The organism is Pseudomonas fluorescens, from assembly GCF_900215245.1.
Classification (GTDB): Bacteria; Pseudomonadota; Gammaproteobacteria; order Pseudomonadales; family Pseudomonadaceae; genus Aquipseudomonas; species Aquipseudomonas fluorescens.
In genome coordinates this window covers 883,351-896,394 of sequence record NZ_LT907842.1, presented here as the reverse complement: position 1 = coordinate 896,394, position 13,044 = coordinate 883,351, and the positions used below count along the sequence as shown (strand labels likewise).

Below are 13,044 nucleotides of genomic sequence, written 5' to 3'. Positions count from 1 at the left end.
GTGCTTACTGCACTTCTACCGCCAGGCTTTCACTGATCTTTTTCTGCCAGATGGCAGGACCGGTGATGTGCACGGATTCGCCCTTGCTGTCCACCGCAACGGTGACCGGCATGTCTTTCACGTCGAACTCGTAGATCGCTTCCATGCCCAGTTCGGCAAACGCGACAACGCGCGACTTCTTGATGGCCTGTGCCACCAGATAAGCGGCGCCGCCAACAGCCATCAGGTACACGGCTTTGTAGTCCTTGATCGCTTCAATCGCAGTCGGGCCGCGCTCGGATTTGCCGATCATGCCCAGCAGGCCGGTTTGCTCGAGGATCTGGCGGGTGAACTTGTCCATCCGCGTCGCCGTGGTCGGGCCCGCCGGGCCAACCACTTCTTCGCGCACCGGATCAACCGGGCCGACGTAGTAGATGAAGCGCCCTTTGAGGTCCACCGGCAAGGTTTCACCCTTGTTGAGCATCTCGACCATGCGCTTGTGCGCAGCGTCGCGGCCAGTGAGCATCTTGCCGTTGAGCAACACGGTTTCTCCCGGCTTCCAGCTCTGTACTTCTTCCGGGGTCAGGGTGTCGAGGTTGACGCGACGGGCCGACGGGCCGGCTTCCCAGACGATCTCCGGGTAGGCGTCCAGCGGTGGCGCTTCCAGCGACGCCGGGCCCGAACCGTCGAGCACGAAGTGCGCGTGACGGGTGGCGGCGCAGTTGGGGATCATGCACACCGGCAGCGAGGCTGCGTGGGTCGGGTAGTCCATGATTTTTACGTCGAGCACGGTGGTCAGGCCACCGAGGCCCTGGGCACCGATGCCCAGTTGGTTGACCTTCTCGAACAGCTCCAGGCGCATCTCTTCGATACGGTTCTGCGGGCCGCGCTTTTTCAGCTCGTGGATGTCGATGGATTCCATCAACACTTCCTTGGCCATCACCGCAGCTTTCTCGGCGGTGCCGCCGATGCCAATGCCCAGCATGCCCGGTGGGCACCAGCCGGCGCCCATGGTCGGAACGGTCTTGAGCACCCAGTCGACGATCGAGTCGGACGGGTTGAGCATGGCCATTTTCGACTTGTTCTCGGAACCACCGCCTTTGGCGGCCACGTCCACTTCCACGGTGTTACCCGGGACGATGGAGTAGTGGATCACGGCCGGGGTGTTGTCCTTGGTGTTTTTACGCGCGCCAGCCGGGTCGGCGAGGATCGATGCACGCAGGACGTTTTCCGGCAGGTTGTAGGCGCGACGCACGCCTTCGTTGATCATGTCGTCCAGGCCCATGGTGGCGCCGTCCCAACGTACGTCCATGCCCACGCGCACGAACACGGTGACGATACCGGTGTCCTGGCAGATCGGGCGATGGCCGGTGGCGCACATGCGCGAGTTGATCAGGATCTGCGCGATGGAGTCACGGGCTGCCGGTGATTCTTCACGCAGGTAGGCTTCGTGCATCGCCTGGATGAAGTCAACGGGATGGTAGTAGGAAATGAATTGCAGGGCGTCGGCAACGCTCTGAATCAGGTCGTCTTGCTTGATCACGGTCATGAGTCGCGCTCCTCTATAAGACGGGAACATTCAATAAAGGTGGCTTCAGTGGGGTACATCGGTCGGCTGAAGTCACCTTTCCAAGGCACGCCGAGTGCAGCAGGCGCGACGCTAAAAAGGCGCGGCAGTATAACCCGGCGCGGTGGCCGATACACCCGACTATGGTCAAACTCTGTCGGGCGTGATTCCCTGTACGCAGCCCTTTCTGATTGAGACCTTATATGCCTGAACTGCGTGTCGGCGAACGCCACTGGTCGGTCGCCACCGGCAGCAACCTGCTGGATGCCTTGAATACGGCAGGTGTGGCTGTGCCTTACAGTTGCCGGGCGGGCAGTTGCCACGCGTGTCTGGTGCGGTGCCGGGGCGAGGTCGAGGACAAGCAACCCGATGCCCTGAGCGCGGCGCAACGCCAGGATGGCTGGCGCTTGGCTTGCCAGTGCCAGGTCATCGCAGACGTGCAGGTCGACGCGTTTGACCCGCTGCGTGACGGTTTGCCGGCCCGCGTGGTGGGTGTGGATTGGCTGAGTGTGAATGTGCTGCGCCTGCGCCTGTTACCTGAGCGTGGCCTGCGCTACCGGGCCGGCCAGCATCTGGTGCTGTGGGCGGGGCAGGTGGCGCGCCCGTATTCGTTGGCGAGCCTGCCCCAGGAAGATGCCTTCCTGGAGTTTCATCTCGATTGCCGTGAGCCCGGCCAGTTCAGCGATATCGCCCGGCAGTTGCAGGTCGCAGACGGGTTGCAACTGGGCGAGTTGCGAGGCGGGGCATTGCACTACGACCCCGACTGGCAATCGCGGCCGCTATGGCTGCTGGCGTCCGGCACGGGCCTGGGCCCTTTGTGGGGCGTGCTGCGGGAGGCGTTACGCCAGGATCATCAGGGCGCTATTCGCGTGATTCACCTGGCCCATGATGCCGAGGCGCATTACTTGGCTGAGCCCCTGGCGCAGTTGGCTGCGCAGCATTCGAACCTGAGCGTTGAGCTGTGGACCTCGGCTGAGTGGGACCAGGTATTGGCGCAACTGCGGCTTGTTTCGCGGCAAACTCTGGCCTTACTCTGCGGACACCCTGTCAGTGTCGAGGCGTTTTCCAAGCGCCTGTTCCTGGCCGGACTGCCGCGCAATCAACTGCTGGCCGATGTGTTCCTGCCCCGTGGTTGAGCGCTGAATTTCCCAGCCGCGAGACTCGCCATGACTGATGCCATCCTGCAGCGCCGCGAACGCGGGCTGCTGACCTTGCAGTTCAATCGTCCCGACAAGAAAAACGCCCTGACGCGCGCCATGTATACGCAACTGGCCGAGGCGCTGGAACAGGCGGATGCAGACTCAGGCGTGAGTGCCGTGTTGATTCAGGGCAGTCGCGACTGCTTCACGGCGGCAACGATATTGCCGACTTCCTCGAACAGCCGCCCAGCGACCTCGACAGCCCACCGTTTCATTTCATGAAAAGCCTGCTCAACTGCCGTAAACCGGTCATTGCCGCGGTAGCGGGCGCGGCAGTCGGTATCGGCACGACCCTGCTGCTGCATTGCGACCTGGTGTATATCAGTCGCGATGCACGCTTGCGCATGCCATTCGTTAATTTGGGGTTGTGCCCCGAGTTTGGCTCAAGCCTGATCCTGCCGCGTCTGTTGGGGCATGCGAAAGCCGCGGAGTTGTTGCTGCTCGGCGAAGGGTTTACCGGGGAGCAGGCGGCGGCATGGGGGATTGCGACCGAGGCGCTGGGCAGCGGCGAAGCGGCATTGGCCAAGGCGCGGGAGATTGCCGAGCGCTTTGAGACCCTGGCGCCGGGGGCCGTGCAGGTCAGTAAACAGCTGATGAAAAGTGTTGATCGCGAGCAGTTGCGGCGGGTGATCGAGGAAGAGGGGGCGTTGTTTACTCAGCGCTTGAAATCGCCGGAAGCGATTGCGGCGTTGTCAGGGTTTATTGCCAGGCGCTGAGGACGCCATCGCGGGCAAGCCCGGCTCCCACAGTTGAGCGCACGCCAATGTCGGCACTGGCTTGCCTGCGATGAGGCGCTCTTAGTTAGCCCGTCAACCGGCCTTGAAATGCAAAAAGCCCCGCCATTCACATGGCGGGGCTTTTTTTCAGCGTGTTACTCAGACCATTGGGTCGCCAACGTGCAGGATTTTCATGCCGTTGGTGCCGCCGATGGTGTGGTAGCTGTCGCCCTTGGTCAGGATGACCCAGTCGCCTTTTTCCACGACGCCGCGTTTGAGCAGTTCGTCGATAGCCGCCTGGCTGACTTGGTTTGGCGGCAGGGACGCCGGGTCAAACGGAACGGTGTACACGCCACGGAACATGGCCGCGCGGGCCTGGGTTTCGCGGTGCGGGGAAAACGCGTAGATCGGAATCGAGGAACGGATGCGCGACATGATCAACGGCGTATAGCCACTCTCGGTCAAGGCGATGATCGCTTTAACGCCCGGGAAGTGGTTGGCGGTGTACATGGCTGCCAACGCGATGCTCTGGTCGCAGCTTTCGAACACTTTGCCGATACGGTGGCTGGAGGTTTTGCTGGTCGGGTGCTTTTCGGCACCGACGCAGATACGCGCCATGGCCTGGACGGCTTCCAGCGGGTACGGTCCGGCAGCACTTTCAGCCGAGAGCATCACGGCGTCGGTGTAGTCGAGCACGGCGTTGGCCACGTCGGACACTTCGGCGCGGGTCGGCATCGGGTTCTGGATCATCGACTCCATCATCTGAGTCGCCACGATCACCGCTTTATTGTGGCGGCGTGCGTGCAGGATGATCTTCTTCTGAATACCGATCAGCTCGGCGTCACCGATTTCCACGCCCAGGTCGCCACGGGCAACCATGACCGCGTCGGAAGCCTTGATCAGGCCGTCGAGGGTTTCGTCATCGGCCACGGCTTCGGCGCGTTCGATCTTCGCCACCAGCCAGGCGGTACCACCGGCTTCGTCGCGCAGTTTGCGGGCGTATTCCATGTCGGCGGCGTCGCGCGGGAAGGATACGGCGAGGTAGTCCACTTCCATTTCGGCGGCGAGCTTGATGTCGGCCTTGTCTTTTTCAGTCAGGGCCGGCGCCGTCAGGCCACCGCCGCGGCGGTTGATGCCTTTGTGGTCGGACAGCGGACCACCGATGATCACGGTGCAGTTCAGCTCGGTAGGGGTCGCTGTGTCGACGCGCATGACCACGCGACCGTCGTCCAGCAGCAGTTCGTCACCGACGCCGCAATCCTTGACCAGGTCCGGGTAGTCGATACCTACGACATCCTGGTTGCCTTCGGTCAGCGAATGGCTGGTGGAGAAGGTGAACTTGTCACCGATCTTCAGTTCGATTCGCTTGTTGGCGAATTTGGCGATACGAATTTTCGGGCCTTGCAGGTCACCCAGCAATGCCACGAAGCGGCCATGCTTGGCGGCCAAGTCACGCACCAGCTTGGCGCGAGCCTTGTGCTCGTCCGGGGTGCCGTGGGAGAAGTTCAGACGGGCAACGTCCAAACCAGCCAGAATCAGCTGTTCGAGGACTTCCGGCGAGTTACTGGCCGGGCCAAGGGTGGCGACGATTTTGGTACGACGGACGGACATGCACAGACTCCTGAGTTCAAGCGCTGGGGAAGGCTACTATGCTCTTTGGTTGTAGTCATTGTTCGTTTGCACTACTTATCGATGATTCGCTTGTTTTCGCTCCAGTTGAATAGACGAACATCCTTGAAGATTTTCGACGCGGGGTCGATACACTGCACAAGACAGGAGAACCCCATGCGAATTTTGCTCATTGCTGCCCTGGCCGTCAGTGTCGTCGGCTGTACCCGCTGGTCGATGGACCATCATTTGAACAACGCTTACCGTGCCTATGGGGTCGGTGATTGCGAGCGCGTTACTCTGGAATTGTCCCAGGTAGACCGTGAAAGCCGTACCCGTCGTTACGTGCAACCGGAAGTCTCGATGTTGCGCGGGCAATGCCTGGAGCGGCAAAAATTGTTTGTCGATGCGGTGCAAACCTACCAGTTCATTATCAATCAATACCCGTCCAGCGAATATGCCTACCGTGCTCGTGCCCGGCTCGACACCCTGAAGCAATTGGGGCATTACTCTGGCGCGAGCGTTGCACAACCGCGCCCGGCGTCACTTTGATGATCTTTGTCATTCTATAGCTGGCCCGGCGCCAGTCTTGAGCTATCCTTTGAGTGTTCGTTTGTACAAGGTTGTGTTCAAACGAATGGAATGCTTGGGGTTGGCAGCGGTAGAGCGACAAAGCACAGGCTGTCGTCGCGCCGATCTCCAGGGAGAGCGGGCCTTATCGCCCGTTCCGAATCACTGGCGCGGCCAGACTCATGGCCAATGGATGGCGAATTCAGCATGTTTACCGACCGACGGATTGAGCGGCATCAGTTGTCATGTTTCCTGAAAGTGTTCAACCGGCTTACGGACAAGCCGATTGGTTACTTGGGTAACGTGTCCAAAGACGGGCTGATGTTGATCAGCCAATTACCCATGATGATCGACGTGGCGTTCGAGCTGCGTTTGAAAATTCCGACAGCAGACGGTGATTTCCAGGCAATTGACCTCACCGCCACCTGCTTATGGAGCCATGAGGACGTCAACCCGCAACACTACGACTCAGGGTTCAGTGTGGTCGAAGCGCCTGAGGCGTACGAGCACTTGATCAACGCCCTGTGGCATTACTTCAGTTTTGATCCTTTGCAGGCTTCCGCCTAGACCTTGCACGCAGTCGCCCCGGCCCGGGTGTGGTTCACCAGGCCGTGGTGGTGTGTATGCCTCACAATACGCCCGCTTTTTTCCAGCCCAGATAACGCGTGACCAAGGCCGCTCCAAGCCCTGATGGCGGCGTATCCAATACCGACAAGCCGTGGGCGCTCAAGCGCTCATGCAGATCGTTTCTCTTATTGAGGTAGTCGATGGCGCCGCTGTAGGCCAGCGCTTCGGGCAAGGTTTGCACGGGGGACTGGCGCAGTTGGTCGAGCACGTCTTCACGCAGGCTGGCGACCAGTACCCGATGTTGCCGGCCGATGCGTTTAACCGCCGTCAGTAGCTCTTCATCGTCCTCATCCCGTAGGTTGGTGACCACAATGACCAGCGCCCTGCGTTTTTGTCGGGCCAGTAACTGGCTGGCGGCGGCCTGGTAATCAGCGGTGCGGCGGGTGGTGTCGAGGTCGTATACGGCATTGAGCAACAGGTTCAGTTGGCCGGTGCCCTTGACGGGCGCCAGGTAGCGCGGCTGGTCACATGCAAAGGTGCATAGCCCCACCGCGTCGCCTTGGCGCAAGGCGACATAGCTGAGCAGCAAACACGCATTAAGGGCGTGATCGAAGTGAGAGAGTTCTGCGTCCTGGCTGCGCATGCGTCGGCCACAATCGAGCATGAACACAATTTGCTGGTCGCGTTCGTCCTGGTATTCGCGGGCGATTGGCGTGCGCTGGCGCGCGGTGGCTTTCCAGTCGATCTGCCGCAGGCTGTCGCCTTCGCGAAACTCGCGTAACTGATGAAACTCCAGCCCCAACCCTCGTCGCTGGCGTTGACGTATGCCCAGTTGGCTCAACCAATTGTCCACTCCCAGTAACTGTGCGCCGTACAGACGGGCGAAGTCGGGGTAAACACGGGTCGTATCACGGGCCTCAACCAGACGCCGCGCGGACCAAAGCCCCATGGGGCTGGGCAGGTGAATTTCACAACGGCTGAAAATGAAGTGCCCGCGCCGTAAGGGGCGCAGGCGATAGCCGAGCTCGCTGCTTAGACCGGGGCGTAGTTCGATGGATTGCGGCATATTCTCCACGCTCAGGCCGTCAGGCGCGTGGTCGAATACCTGTACCGTCAGCGGCTGTGGGTAGTCGTGTTCAAGCGTCACACGCACCTCGCCCCAGCGGCCCAAGGCCAGGCTGCCTGGCATCTGCCGCCGCACGCGAGCACACGGCAGGCGACTTAGACGCAGGGCGTCCAGCAGCGCCAGTAGAAACAGCGCGAGCAGCAGGCCCCAAGCCACCGAATACAGGGTGTCGGGCACCTTGAACTGCAAGGCCGTAGCGGCACCCAGCAGGCTGTTCAAGCCCAACAGCACGCCGAGCCAGATCAGCAGCAGACGAGTCGGCTTCATGGACGGGTCATTGCCGAGGTGCCGGAATCTGGTCCAGCAACTGCTTGAGCACCTGGTCCACTTCCAATCCGTCGATGTCCAGTTCGGGAGCGATACGAACCCGGTGGCGCAGCACCGCCAAAGCGCAGCCCTTGATATCGTCCGGGGTGACGAATGCGCCCCCGCGCAGCAAAGCACGGGCGCGGGCGCCGCGTACCAGGGCGATGGAGGCGCGAGGGCCTGCACCGATGGCCAGCCCCGGCCAGCTGCGAGTAGCCCTGGCCAGGCGCACGGCGTAGTCGAGAACTTGTTCGTCCAGCGCCAGTTCGCTGGCAATCTGCTGCAACTGCAGCACCTCATCCGCTTGCAGCACTGTACGTAATGGCTGCACATCCAGCATATCGGCCCTGGATGAGCGGGTGACTTCACGCACCATATCCAGTTCCTGCTGTGAGTCGGGGTAGTCCATGCGCACTTTGAGCATGAAACGATCCAGCTCGGCCTCGGGCAGCGGGTATGTGCCTTCCTGTTCAATGGGGTTTTGGGTCGCCAGCACCATGAAGGGTTGGCCGATGGGCAGTGCTTCACCTTCAAGGGTGACTTGACGCTCCTGCATGGCTTCAAGCAGGGCGGCCTGAGTCTTGGCCGGGGCGCGGTTGATTTCGTCGGCCAGCAACAGGTGAGTGAACAGCGGCCCCTTGCGCAGCTTGAACTGTTCGGTGTGCAGGTCGTACACGGCGTGGCCGGTGACGTCGCTGGGCATCAGGTCCGGGGTGAACTGGATGCGTGCGAAATCGCCACCGAAACAACGGGCCAGCGCGCGTACCAGTAGCGTTTTGCCCAGGCCGGGTACGCCTTCAAGCAGTACATGGCCGCCTGCGATCAGCGCGGTGAGCACGTCGTCAATCACCTGGTCCTGGCCAATCACTGCCTTGCGCAGTTCAACGCGCAGGGCCTGTGCCAGCTGGCTGGCGTGTTGAAGGCTTTCGGCAGCCGGGTCAGTGGCCGTTGGAAAATCGCTCATAGGGCGTTCCTTAGGGTTTGCAGGTTGGCCACCTCCCGGCTGAAATCGGCGCTGGAGAGCCGTTTTTCCGGGAGTGGGCCGAGGGCCTGGCGGATGACGTGGGAGGGTTGGCGCGTCAGGCGTTCAAGTACCTGCCACTGTTGCGCGCTTTCGAGGTGTTCAAAGCCTGGATGGCGACGCCTTGCAGCCCGTTGCACATCACTCTGCAAGGCTTGCAACAGCGTGCCCTGGCCGCTGCGTCGCAGCAGGAAGTCGGCGCTGGCCTGCAAGTGCTCCTGCAACTGGCGACGTGCCTTCGGTGCCGGGGCGCGGATCGGCCCCTGGCGCATAGCAGCTCGCCAGAGCGCCAGGCTAATCAGCGCGATGAGCGCCACCAACGCCTGGGGAAAATTGCGTATCAACAGGCTCAGCAGGTCGTCCACGTCGCTGTTGAACAGTAAGGTTACGTCCTTGCCCTGGTTGAGGTACCACAATAGCCAGGCGTTATCGTGTTTGCCGATATTCGGGGTTTTCCACAGATCGCTGTCGGTCACAACCGTAACGGTGCCGTGGCCGAAGTTGCGTTGCATCAAGTGGCTGGATTTGGCGCTATTGGCGGAAAACTGCGCCAGGTGCTTGGGGTCGGTGAGGCTGAAGTCAGTATTGAAGCTGAAGTAGGCGGGAGCAGTTTCATTGTCGACATAGAGTTTGGTCAGGTCCGGCGCTGTCTTTTTGCGCGAGGAAGTGGGTTCGTCAGCGGTCTCGCTCAACGTTTGGTGGATATTCAACCGATCAAGCAGCAGGTCGCCGCTTTTGCCTGTTTCTTCATCCCATAGCGCTTCGGCGACCAACAACAAGTGGCCACCGGATTTTGCCCAGGCCAGCAGTTGGTCTACCTGGCGTGGCGTCATGTTGCTGCGTTCACCCAGCAGCAACAAACTGTGCCCTTCGGCAGGCAGGTCGGCAAGCCTTTCAAGGCTGTTGGCTTGCTCCACTGCAAGGCCTTGCTGACGCAGGAAGTATTCGGCTGCCAAGTAGGTGTTGGCCATGACCTGAGGCGACGGGCCACGGTCGACTACCTCGTCATAGGGCGTTGCGATATGCCAAAGGTAAAGGCCACCTGCTCCCAGCAAACCTAACAGCAACAGGCCGACCCACAGCATTGGCCGGTTCATTGGGCGGCTCCCGGACTGAAGAGGGCACGCCAATCGCGGCACAGTTGCTGTTGCACCGAGGTGGGGGGAAGGCGGTGGCCATAGGCGAGGTTTTGCCAGTGGCGGGTCAGTTCATCGCTGAAGGCCAATAATTGCGGTTGTTGCAGGTGATGAACGTGCTGCAGGACCTGGCCTTCGGTGTCCGCGCTTTTCAGCGGTAAGTTGAAGTCGTGCAGCAGTCGGGTGAGCAGGCCGCGATACAACAGACCAAGAGCTTCCCTTGGCTGGGTAAGCCACAATTCTTCGACGGCGCTGGCGACGTCGTCAGGCAAGGTGTCGGTGCCCAGCGCCAGGCCGAATAAGTGGGTGGGTGCCGGTTTGGCAGCGTTCGGTTTGAGTGGCCTGCGGCGGCTGACAAAGGTGCGTAGCCAGTCGCGATAGCGCCAGACCAATAGCGCCACGCACCCCGCGAGCAGGCTCCATAACAGTATTTCCAGGCCGAGGGCTGCGTGTTTGAAAGTAGCGCTGTTGAAGCTGTCCAGCAGTGACTGAAGCCAGGCCGGAAGTTTGCCCTCACCGCGCGCCTTGTGTTTTGCAGTGGGCGTTTCATCGCCAAAACGGTAACGGGTGACGGTTTCCTGATTTTTGAACGGGGGAGCGTCCAGCAGCGTCTTGATCGATTGGCTGGCGGCCTGGGGCGTGACCTGCCTGGGCGATTCCGGGGCGTCGGCCAGGGCCGGGCGGCTGAAAGGAAGAAGCATCAGCCCGGCCACTAGCAGTAACGGTACGATGCTGCTCAGGCGTTGGCGCAGCCGGCGGAACACCAATTCCAGGTCCCAGGCCTCCAGGACGGTGCGGCGGTTGAGGTACAGGCTGAAACCGCATGCGACATAGATGGGCTCCCAGAACACCAGGATCAACGCATAGAAGGCGTTGCTCAAATGCTCCAGCCACACCCCTTCTGAACCGGTTGCCAGTGCCAGCCGTTGCCAGTCCCAATCCAGTTCCAGTTGTTGCGGAATGAAGAGATAGAACAATGCCATGCAACCGAACCAAAGGCCTATTTCCAAATGCACCCCGATGATGGTCAGCCAGCGTGCAGCACCGGCGTTGCGCTGCAGGAGCACCCCTAGGCGTCTTTCGCGGGCCTGGCCGTCCAGGCCTTCGAGTTGGCTCACCGGCATCACAAAGCTGCGGCTCAGGCTGAACCGCCTCCAGGTCAGGCTGGCCAGCAGTTGACCTTTGAGCAGGCGCGGCCAATGGCGTACTGCCTGTTTGAGGCTGGGTGTCTCGCCAAACAAGGCTTTTGACAGGATGTGCAACGGTAGGCGGTCAAAGGCCGGTTTTAGCCACCAGAATAAAAACATCGCCGTGGAAGGGTAATCCCACAGCAGGGCGGTCAGCATCACGAATAGTGGCAGGGTCACCATTGCCCAACTGGTCATCAATAGCAGGCGATGCTCCCGCGCCATTAATACGCCCAGGTCCATGGCTTCCCAGGGCGTGCGCGGCCGAATCACTACGCTGGCATCACTCAGGCGCATGGTGAGTCCGTCCGGCAAGGGCCAGGTAAGCGCCCATCAGCAGCCACAGCCCGGCGCCTGTCAGGTATTTGATCCAGGGGGCGAGCGTGCTGGAAGACGACCAATAGGCTTCAATAAATGCCGCGATCAGCAGGAATAACATGACCCCGCAGAGCATCTGCACGCTCTTGCGTGCCGCCAGACGCAGGGATTCGCTGCGTGTCAGTTGCCCGGGGGCGATCAACGCCCAGCCCAACTGCAGGCCTGACGCGCCGGCCAGGGCAATGGCACTGAGTTCGAAAGCGCCATGGCCGATGACAAACGACCAGAAGGTCTGGCCGTAGCCGATCTCCGTGAGGTGCCCGGATACGGCGCCGATGATCAGGCCGTTGAAAATCAAAAAGAACACACTGCCCAGGCCAAACAGCAGGCCGGCGGCAAACGTCTGGAAAGCAATGCCGGTGTTGTGCATCACGTAGTAGCCAAACATCATCCAGTCTTCACTGGATGCGCGATCGGCGGCACGTCCCAGGCGGCTGGCATCCGGGTCGTACATGCTGTGCATCTCGGCCACCTGCTGGGGGCTGACGATGCTGTAGATCAGGTCTGGAAACAGATAGACCAGCAACCCAACCGCCACCAGGCTACCGAAGAACAACAGGCTGGCGATTAGCACGAAGCGCCACTGTTCACGCACCAGACGAGGGAAGTCAGCCAGGATGAAGCCCAATGCGTTCGCCCCCAAGTGGCTGCGGTGGCGATACAGTTGTTGGTGGCCGCGCAGCGCCAGTTGTTGCAACGGGTCTATCAGGTAGCTGCTGTAGCCACGTTCCTGGGCCAGGGCGAGGTGCTGGCACACGCGTCGATAATGGTGTGGAAAATCAGCCACGTCGCGGGCTCTGGTCTTGCCTTGCTCCAACTGCTTGAGTTGTTCGGCAAAGGCTTGCCACTGCGGCTGATGGCGGCTTTCGAACAGGCTCTGCTTCATGTCGGCCCCAGCAAGCCGCGAGCCACGCCATTGAGTTGCTCCACGGCGCGTGCTGGAGAGACGTGCAGCGGTGTTGCAAGGATGGCGGCGAGTTCGTGTACCCGCTCGGCGGAGAGTTCACTCTGGCGTTCGGCGAAGCCAAGGATGGCGCGTTGCTCGCTGAGTTCCAGTGCAATGGGCAGGCGCAGGGCGGCGGCCGGAGGCACCTTCGGGCGAGCCAGTGGCTGTTCGCGGTAGATCACCAGCGTGCCGGCAGCGAGATCACCGAGCCGTTTGAAATGCGGATGTTGCAGGCAACTGATGGCGCCAAGGAAGTAGCCGAAAGGCAGCATGTCGACAAAACGCAGCAGGTTGCGAATAAGTGAGGCGGACCAGCCAATGGGTGTGCCGTCATCCTGTACTACCCGCAAGCCCATGACCTGCTTGCCCGGAGAGCAACCTTGGTTGAGTACCTCAAACAGCACCATGTACCACCAACTGATCAGGAACAGCAGCAGGGAACCCAGGCCGAAACCGATATTGCCAAGCAGCGCCAGCGGTACGAGCAGGATGCCCATGATCAGGCCGCGCAAGCCCAGATCGAAAGCGAAGGCCAACGCACGTGGCATCAGCCCGGCCGGGCGTAACGGCAAGTCTATGCCCTCCGGGGTCTCGATCTGGTAATGGGTATCCAAAGGAGCTGATGGCATTGCGATCCTTGGCAGTGCGGGCGGCTGGAATGCACGGATGCTAGCAGTGTCGACGGCGGAAGCAACCATTCAAGGTTTTGCTGGATGTTTGTACAGGTCAGGTATTGCT

The 13,044-nt window shown here is 61.0% G+C and carries 11 protein-coding genes and 1 pseudogene; 4 read left to right on the top strand and 8 right to left on the bottom strand.

All coding sequences use genetic code 11. The features are described from left to right. Positions 1–4: 4 nt before the first annotated feature. Positions 5–1,528 carry a fumarate hydratase gene (locus CPH89_RS04205; RefSeq protein WP_053257785.1) on the bottom strand — a complete coding sequence of 508 codons (1,524 nt, stop codon included), beginning with the start codon at positions 1,526–1,528 and terminating at the stop codon, positions 5–7. A 221-nt stretch (positions 1,529–1,749) separates the two neighbouring features. Between CPH89_RS04205 and CPH89_RS04200 the strand changes: the two genes are divergently transcribed. Next, positions 1,750–2,682, top strand: coding sequence for an iron-sulfur-binding ferredoxin reductase (locus CPH89_RS04200; protein ID WP_053257784.1), 933 nt, complete (start codon positions 1,750–1,752; stop codon positions 2,680–2,682). Between the two features lie 30 nt (positions 2,683–2,712). Then, positions 2,713–3,461: pseudogene (locus CPH89_RS04195) on the top strand (enoyl-CoA hydratase-related protein). 159 nt (positions 3,462–3,620) lie between these two features. Here the strand turns inward: CPH89_RS04195 and pyk are convergent. Then, complete coding sequence (pyk, locus tag CPH89_RS04190; RefSeq protein WP_053257783.1) at positions 3,621–5,072, bottom strand: pyruvate kinase; 1,452 nt, start codon at positions 5,070–5,072, stop codon at positions 3,621–3,623. 174 nt (positions 5,073–5,246) lie between these two features. Between pyk and CPH89_RS04185 the strand changes: the two genes are divergently transcribed. Next, positions 5,247–5,621: a tetratricopeptide repeat protein gene (locus tag CPH89_RS04185; RefSeq protein ID WP_053257782.1), complete on the top strand. Its 375-nt coding sequence runs from the start codon at positions 5,247–5,249 to the stop codon at positions 5,619–5,621. A 225-nt stretch (positions 5,622–5,846) separates the two neighbouring features. After that, complete coding sequence (locus CPH89_RS04180; protein WP_053258039.1) at positions 5,847–6,206, top strand: PilZ domain-containing protein; 360 nt, start codon at positions 5,847–5,849, stop codon at positions 6,204–6,206. Between the two features lie 61 nt (positions 6,207–6,267). Here the strand turns inward: CPH89_RS04180 and CPH89_RS04175 are convergent, their stop codons facing one another. Genes CPH89_RS04175 through CPH89_RS04150 form a run of 6 tightly spaced genes read right to left on the bottom strand, consistent with a single transcriptional unit; the run spans position 6,268 to position 12,935 of the window. Beyond that, positions 6,268–7,599, bottom strand: a complete 1,332-nt coding sequence (locus tag CPH89_RS04175) for a DUF58 domain-containing protein (protein WP_053257781.1) — start codon at positions 7,597–7,599, stop codon at positions 6,268–6,270. Positions 7,600–7,606: 7 nt separating this feature from the next. Continuing rightward, complete coding sequence (locus CPH89_RS04170; RefSeq protein ID WP_053257780.1) at positions 7,607–8,602, bottom strand: AAA family ATPase; 996 nt, start codon at positions 8,600–8,602, stop codon at positions 7,607–7,609. Continuing rightward, positions 8,599–9,756: a DUF4350 domain-containing protein gene (locus CPH89_RS04165; RefSeq protein WP_053257779.1), complete on the bottom strand. Its 1,158-nt coding sequence runs from the start codon at positions 9,754–9,756 to the stop codon at positions 8,599–8,601. Before CPH89_RS04165 ends, CPH89_RS04170 begins: the two co-directional genes overlap by 4 nt. After that, positions 9,753–11,279 carry a DUF4129 domain-containing protein gene (locus tag CPH89_RS04160; protein WP_053257778.1) on the bottom strand — a complete coding sequence of 509 codons (1,527 nt, stop codon included), beginning with the start codon at positions 11,277–11,279 and terminating at the stop codon, positions 9,753–9,755. Before CPH89_RS04160 ends, CPH89_RS04165 begins: the two co-directional genes overlap by 4 nt. Beyond that, on the bottom strand, positions 11,266–12,246 hold the full coding sequence (locus tag CPH89_RS04155; RefSeq protein WP_053258038.1) for a stage II sporulation protein M: 981 nt from the start codon (positions 12,244–12,246) through the stop codon (positions 11,266–11,268). Before CPH89_RS04155 ends, CPH89_RS04160 begins: the two co-directional genes overlap by 14 nt. Then, positions 12,243–12,935, bottom strand: coding sequence for an RDD family protein (locus CPH89_RS04150; RefSeq protein ID WP_053257777.1), 693 nt, complete (start codon positions 12,933–12,935; stop codon positions 12,243–12,245). The genes CPH89_RS04155 and CPH89_RS04150 overlap by 4 nt, the downstream gene beginning before the upstream one ends. Positions 12,936–13,044: the final 109 nt, after the last annotated feature.